This window comes from Micromonospora chokoriensis (genome assembly GCF_000718555.1).
Taxonomy (GTDB): Bacteria; Actinomycetota; Actinomycetes; order Mycobacteriales; family Micromonosporaceae; genus Micromonospora; species Micromonospora chokoriensis_B.
Genome location: NZ_JOAN01000017.1, coordinates 100776 through 118353, shown reverse-complemented (window position 1 = coordinate 118353; position 17578 = coordinate 100776). Strand labels below are relative to the sequence as shown.

The 17578-nt window shown below is 71.4% G+C and carries 19 protein-coding genes; 11 read left to right on the top strand and 8 right to left on the bottom strand.

Features of this window, described 5'->3' with window-relative positions:
- The first annotated feature begins 212 nt into the window (after window positions 1–212).
- The 3 genes from cspE to IF46_RS0123060 all read left to right on the top strand — a co-directional run bounded on the left by cspE (window position 213) and on the right by IF46_RS0123060 (window position 2397).
- On the top strand, window positions 213–416 hold the full coding sequence (gene cspE / locus IF46_RS0123070) for a cold-shock protein (RefSeq protein ID WP_007464836.1): 204 nt from the start codon (window positions 213–215) through the stop codon (window positions 414–416).
- 222 nt (window positions 417–638) lie between these two features.
- Window positions 639–1952 (top strand): DEAD/DEAH box helicase, encoded by a 1314-nt coding sequence (locus tag IF46_RS0123065; protein ID WP_030490451.1) that lies wholly within the window; start codon window positions 639–641, stop codon window positions 1950–1952.
- 244 nt (window positions 1953–2196) lie between these two features.
- A complete protein-coding gene (locus tag IF46_RS0123060; protein ID WP_030490450.1) occupies window positions 2197–2397 on the top strand; it encodes a hypothetical protein in 201 nt (66 codons plus the stop codon).
- A gap of 110 nt (window positions 2398–2507) precedes the next feature.
- Here the strand turns inward: IF46_RS0123060 and IF46_RS0123055 are convergent, their stop codons facing one another.
- Genes IF46_RS0123055 through IF46_RS0123040 form a run of 4 tightly spaced genes read right to left on the bottom strand, consistent with a single transcriptional unit; the run spans window position 2508 to window position 5660 of the window.
- Complete coding sequence (locus IF46_RS0123055) at window positions 2508–2942, bottom strand: RrF2 family transcriptional regulator (RefSeq protein WP_030490449.1); 435 nt, start codon at window positions 2940–2942, stop codon at window positions 2508–2510.
- A gap of 3 nt (window positions 2943–2945) precedes the next feature.
- Window positions 2946–3830 carry an ABC transporter permease gene (locus tag IF46_RS0123050; protein WP_030490448.1) on the bottom strand — a complete coding sequence of 295 codons (885 nt, stop codon included), beginning with the start codon at window positions 3828–3830 and terminating at the stop codon, window positions 2946–2948.
- Window positions 3820–4599 carry an ABC transporter ATP-binding protein gene (locus tag IF46_RS0123045; RefSeq protein ID WP_030490447.1) on the bottom strand — a complete coding sequence of 260 codons (780 nt, stop codon included), beginning with the start codon at window positions 4597–4599 and terminating at the stop codon, window positions 3820–3822. The genes IF46_RS0123050 and IF46_RS0123045 overlap by 11 nt, the downstream gene beginning before the upstream one ends.
- Window positions 4596–5660 carry an ABC transporter substrate-binding protein gene (locus IF46_RS0123040; RefSeq protein WP_030490446.1) on the bottom strand — a complete coding sequence of 355 codons (1065 nt, stop codon included), beginning with the start codon at window positions 5658–5660 and terminating at the stop codon, window positions 4596–4598. Before IF46_RS0123040 ends, IF46_RS0123045 begins: the two co-directional genes overlap by 4 nt.
- Before the next feature lie 173 nt (window positions 5661–5833).
- On the opposite strand from IF46_RS0123040, the gene IF46_RS0123035 reads away from it, so the two are divergent.
- The 4 genes from IF46_RS0123035 (at window position 5834) to nudC (ending at window position 10717) form a co-directional block, all read left to right on the top strand.
- Window positions 5834–6949, top strand: a complete 1116-nt coding sequence (locus IF46_RS0123035; RefSeq protein ID WP_030490445.1) for an LLM class flavin-dependent oxidoreductase — start codon at window positions 5834–5836, stop codon at window positions 6947–6949.
- A 10-nt stretch (window positions 6950–6959) separates the two neighbouring features.
- On the top strand, window positions 6960–8270 hold the full coding sequence (locus IF46_RS0123030; protein ID WP_030490444.1) for a M16 family metallopeptidase: 1311 nt from the start codon (window positions 6960–6962) through the stop codon (window positions 8268–8270).
- Window positions 8267–9610, top strand: coding sequence for a M16 family metallopeptidase (locus tag IF46_RS0123025; protein WP_030490443.1), 1344 nt, complete (start codon window positions 8267–8269; stop codon window positions 9608–9610). Before IF46_RS0123030 ends, IF46_RS0123025 begins: the two co-directional genes overlap by 4 nt.
- A gap of 147 nt (window positions 9611–9757) precedes the next feature.
- Window positions 9758–10717, top strand: coding sequence for an NAD(+) diphosphatase (nudC, locus tag IF46_RS0123020; RefSeq protein ID WP_030490442.1), 960 nt, complete (start codon window positions 9758–9760; stop codon window positions 10715–10717).
- Between the two features lie 127 nt (window positions 10718–10844).
- Here the strand turns inward: nudC and IF46_RS0123015 are convergent, their stop codons facing one another.
- The 3 genes from IF46_RS0123015 to IF46_RS0123005 form a co-directional block, all read right to left on the bottom strand.
- Window positions 10845–11120, bottom strand: a complete 276-nt coding sequence (locus IF46_RS0123015; protein WP_030490441.1) for a hypothetical protein — start codon at window positions 11118–11120, stop codon at window positions 10845–10847.
- A gap of 238 nt (window positions 11121–11358) precedes the next feature.
- Entirely contained in the window at window positions 11359–11598 is a 240-nt protein-coding gene (locus tag IF46_RS0123010; RefSeq protein ID WP_030490440.1) for a DUF397 domain-containing protein, read from the bottom strand.
- A 74-nt stretch (window positions 11599–11672) separates the two neighbouring features.
- Complete coding sequence (locus IF46_RS0123005; protein ID WP_030490439.1) at window positions 11673–12653, bottom strand: helix-turn-helix domain-containing protein; 981 nt, start codon at window positions 12651–12653, stop codon at window positions 11673–11675.
- Window positions 12654–12868: 215 nt separating this feature from the next.
- On the opposite strand from IF46_RS0123005, the gene IF46_RS0123000 reads away from it, so the two are divergent.
- Window positions 12869–14194, top strand: coding sequence for an MFS transporter (locus tag IF46_RS0123000; RefSeq protein ID WP_051724092.1), 1326 nt, complete (start codon window positions 12869–12871; stop codon window positions 14192–14194).
- A 9-nt stretch (window positions 14195–14203) separates the two neighbouring features.
- On the opposite strand, the gene IF46_RS0122995 is transcribed toward IF46_RS0123000, so the two are convergent.
- Window positions 14204–14446 carry a mycoredoxin gene (locus IF46_RS0122995; protein ID WP_030490437.1) on the bottom strand — a complete coding sequence of 81 codons (243 nt, stop codon included), beginning with the start codon at window positions 14444–14446 and terminating at the stop codon, window positions 14204–14206.
- A gap of 92 nt (window positions 14447–14538) precedes the next feature.
- Between IF46_RS0122995 and IF46_RS0122990 the strand changes: the two genes are divergently transcribed.
- The 3 genes from IF46_RS0122990 to IF46_RS0122980 all read left to right on the top strand — a co-directional run bounded on the left by IF46_RS0122990 (window position 14539) and on the right by IF46_RS0122980 (window position 17570).
- Complete coding sequence (locus IF46_RS0122990) at window positions 14539–16704, top strand: ATP-dependent DNA helicase UvrD2 (RefSeq protein WP_030490436.1); 2166 nt, start codon at window positions 14539–14541, stop codon at window positions 16702–16704.
- Between the two features lie 154 nt (window positions 16705–16858).
- Window positions 16859–17074: a hypothetical protein gene (locus IF46_RS0122985; RefSeq protein ID WP_420063587.1), complete on the top strand. Its 216-nt coding sequence runs from the start codon at window positions 16859–16861 to the stop codon at window positions 17072–17074.
- 130 nt (window positions 17075–17204) lie between these two features.
- On the top strand, window positions 17205–17570 hold the full coding sequence (locus IF46_RS0122980; RefSeq protein WP_030490434.1) for a WhiB family transcriptional regulator: 366 nt from the start codon (window positions 17205–17207) through the stop codon (window positions 17568–17570).
- The last annotated feature ends 8 nt before the right edge of the window (window positions 17571–17578 follow it).

Sequence of the window (17578 nt, the reverse complement as noted above, 5' to 3'; positions counted from 1 at the left end):
ACCATGGTAGGTTGACCGGGTTGCAGTTTTGGTTACCAGAGACTCTGTGTGCGCCTGGCGGGATTGTGGCCCCAGGCGCTCTTTGTTGTGTCCGGAGTTCTCCGGGCGGGGCGACCAGAAGCGACAGGCGATTCGCGCATCCCCGCGCGGAGCGCTCCTCTTCGGGCACGCAACAAGTGCGCGTCCGACGTTCCGTCAAGGAGACGAAACACATGGCTATTGGCACCGTGAAGTGGTTCAACGCTGACAAGGGCTTCGGCTTCATCACCCCGGACGGCGGCGGCGCCGACGTCTTCGCCCACTTCTCGGCGATCCAGTCCTCCGGCTACCGGAGCCTGGACGAGAACCAGCGGGTCGAGTTCGAGGTGACCCAGGGTCAGAAGGGCCCGCAGGCGGAGAACATCCGCCCGCTCTGATCTTCGGATCGGTCAGCATTACCTGTCGCGCCCTCCGGGTGTGACGGTGACGGGACCGGCCCGCCCCGCCCTCGCCTGCTTCGGCAGGCAGCGGCCTGGCGGCGGGCCGGCCTGTACTCCCTTCGGTTCGTGCTTGTGAGTCCTGGCGGCCTTTTTCCGCCGGTGACAGCGCCGACTTCGGCGCCCTCCCTCGACACGTGCCGCGTCGAGGAAGGCTTCCGCATGACCACAGTTATTCCGTCTTTCGCTCATACCGGTCTGGCACCGGCACTGCTCACCGCGCTGACCGCGCAGGGCATCACCGAGCCGTTCCCGATCCAGTCGGCGACGCTGCCCGACTCGCTCGCTGGCCGGGATGTGCTGGGCCGGGGTCGTACCGGCTCCGGAAAGACCCTCGCCTTCGGGCTTCCGCTGCTGTCCCGCACCGCCGGCCGTAAGGCCCGGCCGGGTCGTCCGCTGGCGCTGGTGCTGGTGCCGACCCGCGAGCTGGCTCAGCAGGTCACCACCGCTCTGGCCCCGTACGCCCGCGCTGTCGGGCTGCGCTGCGCCACCATCGTCGGCGGGCTGTCGTTGCAGCGGCAGGCGGACGCTCTGCGCGCCGGCACCGAGGTGGTCGTCGCCACCCCCGGTCGGCTGCACGACCTGATCAACCGTGGCGACGCCCGGCTCGACCAGGTCGAGATCACCGTGCTCGACGAGGCCGACCAGATGGCCGACATGGGGTTCTTGCCGCAGGTCACCAAGCTGCTGGAGCAGGTCGCGCCGCAGGGGCAGCGGATGCTGTTCTCCGCGACCCTGGACGGCGGCGTGGACCGGCTGGTCCGCCGCTTCCTGAGCAACCCGGTCACTCACTCGGTGGATCCGGGCACCGCGACGGTCACCGCGATGACCCACCACGTGCTGCACGTCGACGCTGTCGACAAGCCGGACGCGTTGACCCGGATCGCCGCCCGTGAGGGCCGCACCATCCTGTTCATGGGCACCAAGCACCGCGCCGACCGGCTGGCCCGCCAGCTGCTCTCCAAGGGCGTTCGCGCGGCCGCGCTGCACGGCGGCAAGTCCCAGCCGCAGCGCACCCGCATCCTGGAGCAGTTCCGCAACGGCCAGGTGACCGCCCTGGTCGCCACCGACGTGGCGGCTCGGGGCATCCACGTGGACGGCCTGGACATGGTGGTCAACGTGGACCCGCCGACCGAGGCGAAGGACTACCTGCACCGGGGCGGCCGTACCGCCCGCGCTGGCGAGTCCGGCTCCGTGGTCACCCTGGTCCTGCCGGAGCAGCGCCGGGACGTGTCCCGGCTGATGGCCACCGCCGGCATCCGGCCCGAGTCGGTCCAGGTGCGCCCGGGTGACGGGTCGCTGGCCCGGGTGACCGGTGCCCGCGAGCCGTCCGGTGTGCCGGTGACCATCGTCGCGCCGCCGGCTCCCGCTGTTCGGGCCCGTGCCGCCGGTGGTGCGTCCACCGAGGGTGGCGCCCGGCCGGCGCATCGCGCGTCGGGTCGGTCCCGTCGTCCGCGTCGCCCCCGTACCGTCTGATCTTCTGCGCGTTCACCGGCCCGTCCCGCTGTTGCGGGGCGGGCCGGTTTCGTCTACGCGATGTTCTGCCCGTGCGGCCCACCCGCCGCGCCGACCGGTCAGTCCGCCGCGTCGCACTGGCCACTCGTCTGAGTCGGTAATCAGCATCGGCTTGGTCGTCTGGCCGACTGCGCCCGGCCCGCTCGTGGTCGAGGCTGACCGACGGGGGACACCGGGCGGGGGGCCCGGCACGGGAGGGGTGACCATGGCGGGCGAAGCCGGCTCGGGCGCGCTGCGTGAACTGATCCTGGTGGTCGCGGTCGCGCTCGCCGGGTTGTTGCTCGCCATGGTCGCGGCCTTCGCACCCTGGCACGCCACCCCGGCGGGTAACGCACCCGCCGGTCTGGTGGAGCTGCACAGTCCTGGCGACCCGGGCCTCGGCTCGGCGGGCGCACACGTGGGCTGAGCAGCGACCGGCCGACCGGTGCAGGCGGAGGGGCAGGCCCGGTCAGGATCGGTACGAGGTGTGGTCGGGTCGGCGGGGCACCGACCCGACCACATCGCCTTTGCCGCTGCTCAAGAGGTGGTGGGGGCGTGGGTTAGTAGGTCGGCCAGGGTGGTGCTGTCGACCACCGTGGCGATCGCCCCGTGCACCGCCAGCCACACGTCGGTGAGCCCCGCGGCCACTCCGTGGTAGCCGGCGCGCTCGGCCGGCAGGCCGCGCACCGTGGTGAGCGTGCCGCCGACCGCGCGCAGCACGTCCCCGACGGTGATCTCGTCGGCTGGGCGGGTCAACGCGTAACCGCCGTCGGCGCCGCGATGGCTGTGTAGCAGACCAGCACGGCGCAGGTCGAGCAGGATGCCCTGCAGGAAGCTGAGCGGGATGTCCTGCACCTCGGCCAGGCTGGCCGCCTTCACCAACTCGCCGACCTTGTCGCCGTCGCCGCCACTGCCGGCGGCGACGGCGAGCATCGCCCGGAGCGCATAGTCGCTGCGCGCGGAGACGTACACGGGTCAGTTGCCCGCCTGATCGAGTACGCCCCAGCGCCGCCGGATCGCCTTGTCCGCCGCACCGAACGCGGCGTCCACGCCCAAGCCGACGACCAGGATGACGATCATCGTGGAGAGCAGCCAGGGCGCGTCGGAAAGCTCTCGGGAGTAGGTGAGTTGGGCGCCGAGCGAGGTCTGCGAGATGCCGACCACGAGCAGCTCACCGGCCATCAGGCTGCGCCAGGAGAACGCCCACCCCTGCTTGAGTCCGGCGACGATCGCCGGCAGGGCAGCCGGCGCGATGACGTACCGGTAGAGGTTGAGCCCTCGGGCACCCAGATTGCGGCCGGCGCGCAGCAGTAGCGGCGGCACGTAGTCCACACCGGAAATCACTCCGTTGGCGATGGACGGTGCCGCGCCGAGCACCACCACGAAGAAGATCGCCTTCTCGCTCAGCTCGAAGAGCAGGATGGCCAGCGGGAACCAGGCGATCGACGGCATGGTCTGCAGGGCGGTGATCATCGAGCCGATGGCGGCGCGCAGCACCGTGGACCGGGCCACCGCGAGGCCCAGCAGCAGGCCGACGGCGACCGAGAAGACGTACCCGACGGCAGCCCGGCGCAGCGTGGTGACCAGGCCGTCCCAGAGCTGCGGGCCCTGGGCCTGGGCCGCCAACTCGCGGCCGACCTCCAGCGGGCCCGGCAGCGAGTACGGCGGCTTCCAACCGGACCAGACCACGAGCTGCCAGGCGGCGATGGCGATGACCAGCGCGGCGAGCTTGGGCCAGGTGGCCGCCCAGATTCGGGCACCCCGAGAGACCTCCTTGTCCCGGCCGGCGATCTCCAGCGCGTCGAGGCCGGTGATCTCCGCGTCGGTACGCGCCGAACTGGTGAGGGTGTCACTGGCCATGGCGGCCCACCTCCGTACGGAGCCGCTCGGTGACCTCGGCGGCGATGGCGGCGACCTCGGGGGAGTCGATCCGGCGAGGGCGCGGGATGTTCACCTCGGTGGAGTAGATGATCCGACCGGGTCGGCTGGAGAGCAGGATGATCCGGTCGGCCAGCCGGGCCGCCTCGCGGACGTTGTGCGTCACGAAGAGCACCGAGAGCTTGCGCTCGGACCAGATTCGTTCCAGCTCGTCGTGCAGGATGTCCCGGGTCATCGCGTCCAGTGCGCCGAACGGCTCGTCCATCAGCAGCACCGGCGTGTCCAGGGCCAGCGTGCGGGCCAGCGCCACCCGCTGCCGCATCCCGCCGGAGAGTTCGTGCGGGCGCTTGCGACCGAAGTCGGCCAGGTGCACCGTCCGCAGCAGCTCGGCCACCCGCTCGCGACGCTGGGCCCGGGGCAGTCGGCGCAGCTTGAGGGGGACCTCCACGTTGGCGTCGACGGTCAACCACGGAAAGAGCGCCGGCTCCTGGAACATCAGGCCCGGGTTGGCGTCGCCGGCCAGGGTGATCTGCCCACCGCTGACCCGGTCCAGCCCGGCCACCAGGTTGAGCAGGGTGCTCTTGCCGCAGCCGGACGCGCCGACCAGGCAGACGAACTCGCCGGGCGCGACGTCCAGCGAGACACCGTCCAGGGCCAGGACGGCGTTCGCTCCGCGCCCGTACACCTTGGTCACGCCGGAGAGCGCGACCGCGGTGGTCGCGCTCTGCGGCGTCGTCGTGGTCGACGTCATGGCTGGACGACCTCGGGCTTGCCCTGCGCCTTGAGCGCGTTGTTGAGGTACTTCAGGTCGTACAGGCCCTTGAGGTCGACCGGCTCGGTCAGACCGACATCGACGGCGTGGTCGAGCCCGGCCTTCAGGGAGGAGGAGATCGGGTCGTTGGTGAACTCCAACGTCGGCCACGCCTGCTTGATCAGCTTCAGGTCCAGCGGCTTGCCGGTGATCTTGCCGATCGCGTCGGAGATGGCCTGCTGCGCCTCGTCGGGCTTGCTGTTGACGAACTCGTTGGCGGCCACCTGGCCGTCGACCAGCTTCTGCACCACGTCCGGGTGTGCCTTGAGGAACTTCGTGCTCACCAGCAGGTTGGTGATGACGAACTTCTTGTCCGGCCACAGGTCGCGCTCGTCGACGAGCACCTTGCCGCCGGCGTTGACCAGGCGGGAGACGAACGGCTCGGGCACCCAGGCCCCGTCGATCGTGCCGCTGTTGAACGTCTCGACCGTCTGGGCGTTCTCCTGCGGCACGATCTTGACGTCGCCGCCACCCTCCTTGGTGGTGGTGAGGCCCTGCTGCTTGAGCCAGTAACGGATCGCCACGTCCTGGGTGTTGCCCAGCTGCGGGGTGGCGATCTTCTTGCCCTTCAGGTCCTGTGCCCCGGTGATGCCGGGCTTGACCACAAGCGCCACACCGCCGGAGGCCGCACCGGAGATGACCCGGACGGCCTCACCCTTGGACTTGGAGAAGGCGTTCACGGTCGGGTTCGGACCGATGTAGGTGGCGTCCAGCGCGCCGGAGAAGACCGCCTCGATGGCGGCCGGGCCGGCGTTGAAGGTCTTCGGGTCCAGCTTGACGTCGGTGCCGAGCTTCTCGGCGAAGATGCCCTTCTCCACGCCGACGACCGCCGGCGCGTGGGTGATGTTGGGGAAGTAGCCGAGGCGCAACGTCACCGGGCCGGAGCTGCCGCCCGTGCCCTCGCTGTCGTCGCCGCACGCGGCGGTGCTGCCAAGGGTCGCCGCGCCGAGGGCGGCGAGAGTGGCCAGGGTGACCAACCGGCGCAAGGGGAGCCGTCTCATCGTCCATCCAATCCGCAGTATTCCTACTTAGTTGGTAGGAAGAGTGGGCCAGGCTGCGGTCAGCGTCAAGACCCATCCACATGGCGGGATGGCGCGTCTCATCCATGTCGGTATTTCCTACCAGCTTGCTAGGGTAATCGGCATTCGGTGACCGGCAGAGAGGCGACTTCGCGATGACCTTCCACTGGTTCCTGCCCACCTCCGGCGATGGCGACCAGGTCGGTGCCGCCACCGTCACCGCGGGGGCCGCGAGGCACGACCGGGCCGCGACCGTGGCCTACCTGGCCGAGGTTGGCCGGGCCGCCGAGACGAACGGATTCACCGCCGTTCTCACGCCGGTGGGCGCCGGCTGCCCCGACCCGTGGATCGTCTGCGCGGCGGTCGCCCAGCACACCGAGCGGCTCGGCATGCTGGTCGCCGTCCGGGCCGGCTTCGCGCTGCCCACCCTGATCGCCCAGCAGGCCGAGGCCTTCCAGGCCATCTCGGGTGGCCGGCTGTCACTCAACATCGTGACCGGGGGCGACCCGGCCGAGCAGCGCGCGTACGGCGACTTCCTCGGGCACGACGACCGCTACGCGCGTACCGGAGAGTTCGTCGAGGTGCTTCGTCGCGCCTGGGCCGGCGGGCCGTTCGACTACGCCGGTGAGCACTACCGGGTCGACGGCGGCGGCCTCGCCAGCCCGCTCGCCGAGCCGCCGCCGGTCTACTTCGGCGGCGCGTCCCCGGCTGCCGAGACGGTGGCCGCCCGGCAGGCCGACGTGTACCTGATGTGGGGTGAGCCGCCAGCGTCGATCGGGGCCCGGGTCGCCCGGGTCCGGGCGCTCGCCGCCGAGCAGGGCCGCACCCTGCGCACCGGCCTCCGGCTGCACGTCATCGCCCGGCCGACAGGTGCCGAGGCGTGGGCGGAGGCCGACCGGCTGCTGGCCGGGATGAGCCCGGAACGGATCGCCGCCGCCCAGGCCCGGTTCCGCCGGATGGACTCGGTGGGTCAGGCCCGGATGGCCGCGCTGAACGCCGGCCGCACCGACGGGCTCACCGTCGCACCGAACCTCTGGGCCGGCGTCGGCCTGGTCCGCGAGGGCGCCGGCACCGCGCTGGTCGGCAGCTACGCCGAGGTCGCGGCCCGAATCGACGAGTACGCGGCGCTCGGCGTCGACGAGTTCATCCTCTCCGGCTGGCCGCACCGGGAGGAGGCCGAACGGGTCGGGGCCGAGGTGCTGCCCCTGGTGACAGCCCCGGTGGCGGCGGCTCCGGGAAGGTCGCGGGTGGCGGAGGTGTCGACGCGCTAGGGTCGACTCCGTGGCGGCGCGGAGATCCAGAATTCCAGCGACGAAGTATCCGGTCGAGCGGTTCACCCTCGACAACGGCCTGCGGGTGGTGCTCACCCCCGATCGCAGTGCCCCGGTGATCGGGGTGGCGGTGGTCTACGACGTCGGCATCCGCTCGGAGCCGGAGGGGCGTACCGGCTTCGCCCACCTCTTCGAGCACCTGATGTTCCAGGGCTCGGAAAACTTGGAGAAGCTGGCCCACTTCCGGCATGTGCAGGGCGCGGGTGGCACCTTCAACGGTTCCACCCACCTGGACTACACCGACTACTTCGAGACGCTGCCGAGCAACGCGCTGGAACGCGCGCTGTTCCTGGAGGCGGACCGGATGCGCGGCCCCCGGCTGACCGAGGAGAACCTGCGTAACCAGGTCGACGTGGTCAAGGAGGAGATCCGGGTCAACGTCCTCAACCGGCCGTACGGCGGCTTCCCCTGGCTGACCCTGCCACCGGTCATGTTCGACACCTTCCCGAACGCCCACGACGGCTACGGCTCCTTCGACGACCTGGAGTCGGCGACCGTCGCCGACGCCGCGGACTTCTTCCGCCGCTACTACGCCAGCGGCAACGCCGTGCTGGCCGTCAGCGGCGACATCGACGTGGCCGAAGCGACCGAACTGGTCACCCGGCACTTCGGCGACGTGCCGGCCCGTCCGGCGCCGAAACGGCCCGACTTCACCGAGCCCGACCTGAGCGCCGAGCGGCGCACCTCGTACACCGATGCCCTGGCACCGCTGCCGGCGGTGGCCGGCGCCTGGCGCGTGCCCGACCCGGTCACCGATTTCGCCGGCTACCTGCCGTACGTGGTGCTGGCCGAGGTGCTCACCGACGGCGACGCGTCGCGGCTGGTCGAGCGCCTGGTGCAGCGGGACCGCACGGTGACCAGCCTCGGCGGATACCTCGGTTTCATGGGCGACCCGTTCGACGTACGCGATCCCACCGCGCTGCTGTTGCAGGCGCACCTGCCGCCCGGGGGCGATGTGGACAAGGTGCTGCGCACCATCGACGAGGAGCTGGACCGGCTGGCCACCGACGGGTTGACCGACGGTGAGCTGGCCCGCACCCAGGCCCGGATGGCGACCCACCTGCTGCGCGACACCGACGCGGTGCTCGGTCGGGCGTTGCGGATGGCCGTGCTGGAGCAGCAACGCGGCGAACCGGGTCTGCTCAACGACTTGCCCCGGCTGGTTGGCGAGGTCACCGAGGAGCAGGTCCGGGCTGCCGCGTCCACCCTGCGCCCGGAGCGTCGGGCCGCGATCGAGGTCATTCCCGGAGGCTCCCGATGAGTGTCACCACCGCTCCTGCGGGCCCGCGTACGCTGCCGCCGCTCGGTCCGAACCGCAAGCTCAAGGTGCCCAAGCAGGCCGAGCGCACCTTGCGCAACGGTCTCACCGTGATCGCCGTACGCCGGCCTGCCGTGCCCCTGGTCGAGCTGCGGCTCTGGATGCCGTTCGGGCGGGTGCACCTGGCCCGCGGCGCGATGCTCTCGCAGACCATGCTCTCCGGCACCGAGTCGATGACAAGCGTGCAGATCGCCGCCGAGTTGCAGAAGGTGGGCGGTGGGCTCTCCGCGGGCGTCGACCCGGACCGGCTGATGCTCTCCGGCGCGGGCCTGGTCACCGGCCTGGACCGGATGCTGGAGCTGCTGGCCGAGGTGTTGACCGGCGCGAGCTACCCGAGCGACGAGGTGGCCACCGAACGGGACCGGCTGGTCGACCGGATCCAGGTGGCGCAGAGCCAGCCAGCGCACCTGGCCCGGGAGGCGCTGCTCAAGCGGATCTACGGCCGACACCCGTACGCGACGCAGACGCCGGAGCCCGGCCAGATCCGCGCCGTCCGACCGGCGGCGCTGCGCACCCTGCACGCGGAGCGGGTCCATCCGACCGGCGCGCAGTTGGTGCTGGTCGGCGACGTGCAGCCGGAGAAGGCACTGGACGCGGCCGAGCGGGCGCTCAGCGGCTGGTTGGGGGCCGGGCGGCTGGCCGAGTTGCCGGCGACCCCGCCGCTGGAGCCGGGGCCGCTGCTGCTTGTCGACCGGCCCGGCTCGGTGCAGTCGTCGCTGCGGATCGCGCTGCCGGCGGTGTCGCGCACCGACCCCGACCACGCCCCGCTGCAACTGGCCAACCTGATCTTCGGCGGCTACTTCTCCTCCCGGTGGGTGGAGAACATCCGTGAGGACAAGGGCTACACGTACGGCCCGCACTCGGGGATCGAGCACTCCGTCGCCGGGTCGGTGCTGGTCGCCGCCGCCGACGTGGCCACCGAGGTCACTGGGCCGGCACTGTTGGAGACGACGTACGAGCTGGGTCGGTTGGCGTCGCTGCCGCCGAAGCCCGAGGAGCTGGAGCAGGCCCGCCAGTACGCCCTGGGCACCCTCCAGCTCGGCATGTCCACCCAGGCCGGGTTGGCGGCGTTGACCAGCGCGTACGCGGGCAACGGTCTGCGCCTGGACTTCCTCGCCGAGTACGCGGCGAGGTTGGCGAAGGCGAGCATCGACGAGGTCGCCCAGGCGGCGGCCCGGTACCTGGCCCCGGCTCGGGCGGCGATCGTGGTGCTCGGCGACGCGGAGCGGGTCACCCCGGGGCTGGCCGCGCTGACCACGGTCCACACCGAGCCAAGAGCGTGAGCGAGCGAGCCATGGGGTTCAGCAGCGGGCCGTCTCACGGCGGCGCGGAGCGTAGCGGAGCGCTGGTGTGAGCGAGCGGAGCGAGCGAGCCATGGGGTTCAGCAGCGGGCCGTCTCACGGCGGCGCGGAGCGTAGCGGAGCGCTGGTGTGAGCGGGGAGGCGGCGCCGCCGTTGGCGCGGTCCACGCTGGATCGGGCCGCGCACCGACGGGGTGACTCGCAGTGGTTGACCGAGGCGTGGTTGCGAGCCCGAGTGCTGCTGCTCGATTCGACCGACGACGGTCGGACACTGGCCCGCACCGATTCGTCGCCTCCGGCGTTGGTGCTGTTCGGGGCAGCCGATGTGCCCGCCGGGTCCGAGTCGACGGCGATGTTCCTGGGTGTCGAGCCGGACGGGGTGCCGGTCTTCGCGGTCGACGCGCCGCTGCCGGCGATCCCGGGGAGCCGGGCGGTCAACCTCCGCGAGGTGGGCCACCTGCTCGCCGACCGGGAGGCCGGCATCTTCACCACTGCGCTGGCGCTTGTCAACTGGCACACCCGACACGGTTACTCGACGAGCACCGGCGCGCCGACCGCGATGGATGAGGCCGGTTGGTCCCGGGTGGACCGCAACGGTGGGCGGATCTGGCCGCGTACCGACCCGGCGATGATCGTGCTCGTCCATGACGGCGTGGACGGCCCGGACGGCCGCTGCCTGCTCGGCAACAACGCCGGCTGGCCGGGCACCCCGGGTGGTCGGCGCTACTCCTGCCTGGCCGGCTATGTGGAGCCGGGCGAGTCGGCGGAGGCGGCCGTGCTGCGCGAGGTCCGCGAGGAGGTGGGCATCGGGGTCGAGCGCATCGGGTACGTGGGCAGCCAGGCGTGGCCGTTCCCCGGCTCACTGATGCTGGGCTTCCTGGCCACCGCGAACCCGACCGAGCCGGTGCGGGTCGACCCGGCCGAGATCGCGTACGCCCGGTGGTTCTCCCGCCGGGAGATCGGGGCGGCGTTGGCCGGGCAGACGGTGGACGTGGGCGATGGGGCCCGGCTGATCCTGCCGCCACCGTCGTCGATTGCGCTGTTTCTCATCCACCGTTGGCTGGACGGCTGGGTGAACGGCGACCGGTAAGCACGGTCCCGACCCGTGGCCGCCGTTGCCGCGACGGTCACGGGCCGGGAACACGGGCCGTCGTGGTCGGTGGGTGCGAGAAACGCGGCGGGGGAGCCGGTCCGACCACGACGGACGACCTGTGGAATCAGGTGCCGGTGCGGCCCGGTCTGTGTCGGAAGGCGGGCCGCGGCTCGATCAGCGGCACGACCTTGACCCGTTGTTTGCCGGCGCGGACCGCGCCGACCGTGGCCAGGGCGCGGGCCAGCAGTAACGCGGCGTCCCGGTCCTCGGCGTGCACGGTCTGCCGTCGTGGCTCGGGCGTGGTCGTCTCGTCGCGCAGTCGGTGGCCGTCCGCCCAGGCGGCGGCGATGTCCCCGTCAGCGACGGCGCGGATGTCGGTGCGAACGATCAGGAACCGCATGAGGGTCTCCGGATGAACCGCGACGGATGAGCCAGTGTGGAAGTTCCACGTACTCGTGGGCCATGTTACGCCCCGTGTTCGTCCCAGCAACTGAAACGCGCCTATTGTTTTCGAGCCTCGTCCGATCGGCGGATCGCTGTTCAGCAGGGTCGCGGGTGGCAATTGCGGTGGTGTTACCCCGGGCGCAACGCGACGGGGCCGCCGGCAGTGTGCCGACGGCCCCGTGCCAGTCACCGAATCAGTTCAGATCGAACTGGCCCTTCTTTGCTCCGGAGATGAAACCGAGCCACCCTGCGCGGTTGAACAGCAGCACCGGGCCGCCCCGGTCCTTGCTGTCGCGCAGGGCGACCGCCGACGGGCCGGTGGCGAGCGGGGCGACCTCCACGCAGTTGGAGGTCTGGCTGCGAGTGCTGGTACGCCACGGGGCGTCCGCCAACGAGTGGGCGGAGACGGACGGCGTGTTGCGGATGTCGTTCATGGTTCTGCTCCTGATGTGACGCGATCCGATGGGACGAGTGGTGCCGCACGTCCCGACGGAAGGTCCCCCGTGGATCACCGGTCCGTCAGCCGCCCCGAGTCCCGGCGGCGCTGGGTCGGCGCCGTTGCCGGCCCGAACGCCACTGTGGATGGGGGCGCCGCCTCGGTCAGCCGTCCCGTTGCCTCGATCAGCCAAGAGAGGGTGTCCGAAGTATCAAGTGCCGCCGTGCATAGCCACTCGAACACCACTTTATAGCGATTTAGCGTGATTGACTCGGTCGACATGACGTCGGTGAAGCCACCTTCGATGGCCAATGTCTCCGGATCGAGGGGATCGGCGAACCGATAGACCGAGAACGCGGTCGGCGGAAGGTACCAATTGCCGATCTGGGTGTCCCGGAGTAGCACGTGCAGGTTCACATTGGGCAGCAGGGCCAGCTCGCAGAGTTGGAGCAGTTGCTCGTGCAGCACCTCGGGTGGCCCGGCCCGGCGGCCGAGGGCCGCCTCCTCCAGCACCGCGGTGTAGCTGGGCGCGTGTGGCTCCCGAGTCAGCAACGACTGGCGGGCCAGTCGCGCCTGCACCTCGGTCCCCGGCTCGTCGCCCGGCTCGGACTCGCCCGCGCCCTCGCTCACCTGACCGGCCGACACGATCCGGAGCTGGGCGTACCCGGGGGTCTGCAGCAGGCCCGGCACCAGCACCGGGTTGTACTCGGAGATCTCCGCGCAGCCGGCCTCCAGCTCGGCCCAGCTGCGCTGCTGCTGCGTCATCACCGGGAAGTTCTTCAACCAGCCGCGCATGTCGCCGGCCTCGTTGGTGATGCCGAGCAGCTCGTCGTGCAGCGCCTGGTCGGCGCCGTAGAGGTCGAGCAGGTCGCCGACGTCCTGCGGGTCCGGTCGGCTGCGGCCGTTCTCCAGGCGGGACAGTTTGGACGCGGAGGCCCAACCGATGCGCTCGATGACCTGGTCGCCGGTGAGGCCCGCGGCCTCACGCAGGCGGCGCAGCTCGATGCCCAACCGGCGACGACGCAGGATCGGGCTGGGTGCGGCAGGAGGCACAGTGTCCTCTTTCCCGTCGACCGCCGCAGACGCGACGGTAACTGTATGAAATTCGCCCCCCACGGTCAGTATGGACGGCGCGACCGGTGTCGGAGGTTCCGGCGGGGGCGTGTCTTGCGAAAATCGGACCACGGGAATGCCGGATGACGACGGACCCGCGGTCGCGGTCCGTCGTCCTCGCCCACCTGGGCGCGCCATCCCGCCGGAGGGACCCCATGCGCACGATCCTGCGCCGACCCGACTTCCGCCTGCTCTTCGGTGGCCTGCTGGCCAGCATGACCGCCGAGTCGATCCTGCTGCTCGCACTCGCCATCTGGGTCAAGGATCTGACCGGCTCGAACGGGTTGGCCGGTGCCACGATCTTCGCGGTCATCGCGCCGATGACGCTGGCACCGCTGGTCGGCTGGGTCGTCGACCGCTACCCGCGCCGGCCATTCTTCGTGGCCGCGAACGTGGTGACCGCAGCCCTGCTCGCCCCGTTGTTCACCGTCCGCGACGCGGGCGACGTCTGGGTCGTCTATCTGGTGGCCGCGCTGTACGGGCTGTCGTCCATCACGCTCGGCGCGGCGCTCAGTGGGCTCATCCGCGAGTTGGTGCCGGTCGAGCTGCTCGCCGAGGCCAACGGCATGCTCCAGACCGTACGCCAAGGGAGGCGACTGATCGGCCCGCTGGTGGGCGCGGCGCTGTACGCGGCGCTCGGTGGGTGGGCGCTGGCCGGAATCGGCATGGTCGGATTTCTGACCGCTGCGGCGGTGGTAACCGCGCTGCCCACCCCGCAACAGGCGCCGCCGGCCGCGCGGCTGCGGTGGCCGGCCGAGCTGGGCGCCGGTCTGCGGCACCTGGCCGGCGAGCCGGCCCTGCGGCGGGCCCTGGTCGGCTACGGGCTGGGATCACTGGTGATGGGCTTCAGCGAGTCGCTCATCTTCGCCTACGTCGACCAGGGGCTGAACCGGGATGCCGCGTTCGTGGGCGTGCTGGTCACCGTGCAGGGCGTGGGAGGGCTGCTCGGCGGGATCTGCTCACCGATGCTGGTCGGCCGGCTCGGCGAGGTCGGCACGCTGGCCGCCGGGGTCGCCTTCTTCTCTCCGGCCGCGCTCGCGTTCGCGTACCCCGATCTGTGGCTCGGTTTCGTGGCGGTGTTGCTGGCCGGCGTCTCGCTCTCGCTGACCACGGTGGGGTTGCACACGCTGATCCAGCGCCGGACTCCGCCCCCGCTGGTCGGCCGGGTCGCCGCGGCCACCCAGGCGGTGGTCAGCGCGCCGCAGGCGTTCTCCATCGGGACGGGTGCCCTGCTGGTCGGGTTCCTGCACTACCGGGTGCTGTTCGCGCTGGTCGGAGTGGCCACCCTGGCCGCCGGCAGCTACCTGTGGCGGGGTCGGCACCTGAGCGCGCCGTCGGCGGCCCGCCCGCCGACGCCGCCCACCCGTCCGACGCTCCCGGCGCCCCGGCGACCGGTCGAGGACGCCGACCGGCGCGACGGTGACCGTCCCCGGACACGGCGAGCGGCCGCCCCGGGTGGGACGGCCGCTCGTCGAGACTGAACCGGCAGATCAGGCGTCGAGGGTCGCCAGGTGCTGCTTGACCTGGGTGATCGAGGGGTTCGTCAGTGCGCTGCCGTCGGCGAAGCGCAGCGTCGGCACCGTCTGGTTGCCGCCGTTGACGCCCATCACGAACTCCGCGGCCTTCGGGTCCTGCTCGATGTCGACCACCTCGTACCCGATGCCCTCCCGGTCGAGCTGCGACTTCAGCCGGTGGCAGTAGCCGCACCAGGGGGTGGAATACATCGTCAGCATGGTCGGATCCTCCAACTCCTCCGGCCGCGGCTTGCGGATCAAGCCGAGGCTGTTCGCTGCAACGTTAGGGGGAGCTGAGATGATTCCTGGTTGTGGCGGTTCACTCAGCGTCGGAACAGGTGCTCGCCGGGCTGGACCCCGAGCAACGCTCCGCCGTGACCGCACCCGCCGGCCCGGTCTGCATCCTGGCTGGCGCCGGCACCGGCAAGACCCGGGCGATCACCTCCCGAATCGCCCATCGGGCGCTCTCCGGGGAGATCTCCCCCCGGCACGTGCTCGCGGTCACCTTCACCGCCCGCGCCGCCGCCGAGATGCGGAGTCGGCTCACCGTCCTCGGGGTGGGCGGCGTGCAGGCGCGGACGTTCCACGCCGCCGCGCTGCGCCAGGTGCGGTACTTCGCGCCTCGGCTGCTGGCCGGCCGTGCCATGCCCGAGCTGCTGGACAGCAAGGTACGACTGGTGACCCTCGCCGCCGCACGGGTCGGCCTGCGTACCGACCGGGCCGCCGCGCGCGACCTGGCCGGCGAGATCGAGTGGGCCAAATCGTCGCTGGTCGAGCCGGCGGACTACGTGGTGTCCGCGGCACGGGCACTGCGCGACACGCCGCACGAGCCGGCGAAGGTGGCCGAGGTGTTCACCGCGTACGAGCAGCTCAAACGCTCGAACGGCGTGATCGACTTCGAGGACATGCTGCGTGCCGCGGTGTGGGGCATCGAGGAGCACTCGGACGTCGGCGAGCAGATCCGCAGCCAGTACCGGCACTTCGTGGTCGACGAGTACCAGGACGTCAACCCGCTCCAGCAGCGGTTGCTCGACGCCTGGTTGGCCGGCCGCAACGACCTGACCGTGGTCGGCGACGCCAGCCAGACGATCTACTCATTCACCGGCGCGACCTCGGCGTACCTGGTCGACTTCCCCCGCCGGCACCGGAACGCCACGGTGGTCCGGCTGGTCCGTGACTACCGCTCCACCCCGCAGGTGGTCGGGCTGGCCAACGCGGTGATCTCCCAGGCCCGGGGCACCGAGGCGCGGTTGCGGCTGGAGCTGAGCGGGCAGCGCCCGCCCGGCCCCGAGCCGGACCTGCGGATCTTCACCGATGAGCCGGCCGAGGCGAACGCCGTGGCCGCGCGCTGCCGGTCGCTAATCGACGCGGGCACGCCGGCGAAGGAGATCGCCGTGCTGTTCCGGGTCAACGCGCAGTCCGAGGCGTACGAGAAGGCGCTCACCGAGGCCGAGGTGCCGTACGTCGTGCAGGGCGCTGAACGGTTCTTCGAGCGGACCGAGGTGCGCCAGGCGATGGTCGCGCTGCGTGCCGCCACCCGGTCCATCCCCGGGGAGACGCCGCTGCCGGCCGCCGTCGTCGAGGCGCTCACCGCTGTCGGCTGGGCCCCGGACGCGCCGCCGGCCGGTGGTGCCGCCCGCGAGCGGTGGGAGGCGCTGTCCGCGCTGGTCCAGCTCTCCGAGGAGTACGCGGCCACCCCCGAGGTGGTGCCGATCGGCGAGGCCGCCTCGGTGGAACGCCCGGTCACCCTCACCGACTTCACCGAGGAGTTGGCGCGCCGGGCCGCCCAGCAGCACGTGCCGACGGTGGACGGGGTGACCCTCGCCTCGCTGCACTCGGCCAAGGGGCTGGAATGGGACGCGGTCTTCCTGGTCGGCCTGGCCGAGGGCACCCTGCCCACCACGTACGCCAAGACCGTCGAGCAGGTCGAGGAGGAGCGCCGGCTGCTCTACGTCGGGATCACCCGGGCCCGGGAGTGGCTCTGGCTGTCGTACGCCACCGCGCGCTCGTCGGGCGGACGGGCCCGGCGGCCGTCGCGGTTCCTGCCCCAGCTGGACCGCTCCGGCGGCACCGAACGGGCGACCGGCGGCACCGGCCCGGCCCGCAGTCCCGAGCGGCGGCGAACGCAGATCGTCTCCTGCCGGATCTGCGGCGCCACCCTGCTCGCCGGCCCGGACCGCAAGCTCGGCCGCTGCCCCACCTGCCCGTCCGACATCGACGATGAGCTGCACGAACGGCTGCGCGAGTGGCGGCAGCGGGTGGCCGGTGCGCAGAAGGTCCCGGCGTACGTGGTCTTCACCGACGCGACGCTGATCGCGCTGGCCGAGCGGCGACCGGGCCGGTCGGAGGAGTTGATCGCGATCGCCGGTATCGGCCCCCGCAAGTTGGGCCTCTACGGGGATTCGGTGCTGGCCCTCGTGGCTGGTGCCGGGGTGGACGATGTCTGCCCGGAGAAAAGTTTCGAAATCCAGTCGTAAATTCGTTTGCCCTCGCCCCGGGGCGAGGAATAGCCTCAGAACACACCACGCGAGCGGCGCCATTCCGGCTGCTCACGGGGGTTGGTCCAGTCGATTCGAGGAACGTGAGGGAGGTGGCACCGTGAAGATCTTCACCTATGAGCGTCTGGCGGCGATGCCGTCTGTCCACGCTCCGCTGTCGGCTGTCCGGGTGGCCCTCGCGGCTGCACGACCGTCGGTTCCGCAGGTGCACCAGGTTCAGGCCGAGCTGATCCTGACCGTCGCGCCAACCGGAGTCGAGGGGACCAGTGGCCTCACGGGCAATGGCATCCGGGTCGCCAAGAAGCGCATGGATGTCCGCGGCGTTCCACCTCGAGGTAGACCGGTCTGACCATCAGACACCGGCTCACCTCGAGGCCGCGGAACCCGCTTACCGGGATCCGCGGCCTCAGTTTTTTGCCCGCCGTAAGTACGTCGGAATGCGATCCACGAGATCGAAGTGAGAGAGAGGTGACCGGGAGATGAGTCTGGCGTTAGCCCCCCTCGACATGAGCGTCGAGATGGAGGCGAACCTGCCCTGCCGGAAGTTCGACCCCGACCTGTGGTTCTCCGACTCGCCCACCGAGCTCGAGCTGGCCAAGTCGCTCTGCGGGGACTGCCCGCTGCGCGTCGAATGCCTGGCCGGAGCCGTTGAGCGAGCGGAGCCGTGGGGCGTCTGGGGCGGCGAGATCTTCGAGCGTGGCGCGGTCGTCCCGCGTAAGCGGCCCCGTGGCCGTCCGCGTAAGGAAGACGTCGCCCGTGACGCCGAGCTTCGGGTCGAGGCCGAGGCGCGCTTGGCGGCCAGTGGGCTGTCCGAGGTGCGCGGCGCGGTCCGGCTGGCAGCCTGACATGTTCC

Bases quoted from the DNA above. Each gene is read 5' to 3' on its own strand.
- IF46_RS0123000 (WP_051724092.1), top strand. From the start codon at position 12,869: ATGCGCACGATCCTGCGCCGACCCGACTTCCGCCTGCTCTTCGGTGGC.
- IF46_RS0123015 (WP_030490441.1), bottom strand. From the start codon at position 11,120: ATGCGGTTCCTGATCGTTCGCACCGACATCCGCGCCGTCGCTGACGGG.
- IF46_RS0123025 (WP_030490443.1), top strand. From the start codon at position 8,267: ATGAGTGTCACCACCGCTCCTGCGGGCCCGCGTACGCTGCCGCCGCTC.
- IF46_RS0123065 (WP_030490451.1), top strand. From the start codon at position 639: ATGACCACAGTTATTCCGTCTTTCGCTCATACCGGTCTGGCACCGGCA.
- IF46_RS0123035 (WP_030490445.1), top strand. From the start codon at position 5,834: ATGACCTTCCACTGGTTCCTGCCCACCTCCGGCGATGGCGACCAGGTC.
- IF46_RS0123045 (WP_030490447.1), bottom strand. From the start codon at position 4,599: ATGACGTCGACCACGACGACGCCGCAGAGCGCGACCACCGCGGTCGCG.
- IF46_RS0122995 (WP_030490437.1), bottom strand. From the start codon at position 14,446: ATGCTGACGATGTATTCCACCCCCTGGTGCGGCTACTGCCACCGGCTG.
- IF46_RS0123060 (WP_030490450.1), top strand. From the start codon at position 2,197: ATGGCGGGCGAAGCCGGCTCGGGCGCGCTGCGTGAACTGATCCTGGTG.
- IF46_RS0123040 (WP_030490446.1), bottom strand. From the start codon at position 5,660: ATGAGACGGCTCCCCTTGCGCCGGTTGGTCACCCTGGCCACTCTCGCC.
- IF46_RS0122980 (WP_030490434.1), top strand. From the start codon at position 17,205: ATGAGTCTGGCGTTAGCCCCCCTCGACATGAGCGTCGAGATGGAGGCG.
- IF46_RS0122985 (WP_420063587.1), top strand. From the start codon at position 16,859: ATGCCGTCTGTCCACGCTCCGCTGTCGGCTGTCCGGGTGGCCCTCGCG.
- IF46_RS0123050 (WP_030490448.1), bottom strand. From the start codon at position 3,830: ATGGCCAGTGACACCCTCACCAGTTCGGCGCGTACCGACGCGGAGATC.
- cspE (WP_007464836.1), top strand. From the start codon at position 213: ATGGCTATTGGCACCGTGAAGTGGTTCAACGCTGACAAGGGCTTCGGC.
- IF46_RS0123010 (WP_030490440.1), bottom strand. From the start codon at position 11,598: ATGAACGACATCCGCAACACGCCGTCCGTCTCCGCCCACTCGTTGGCG.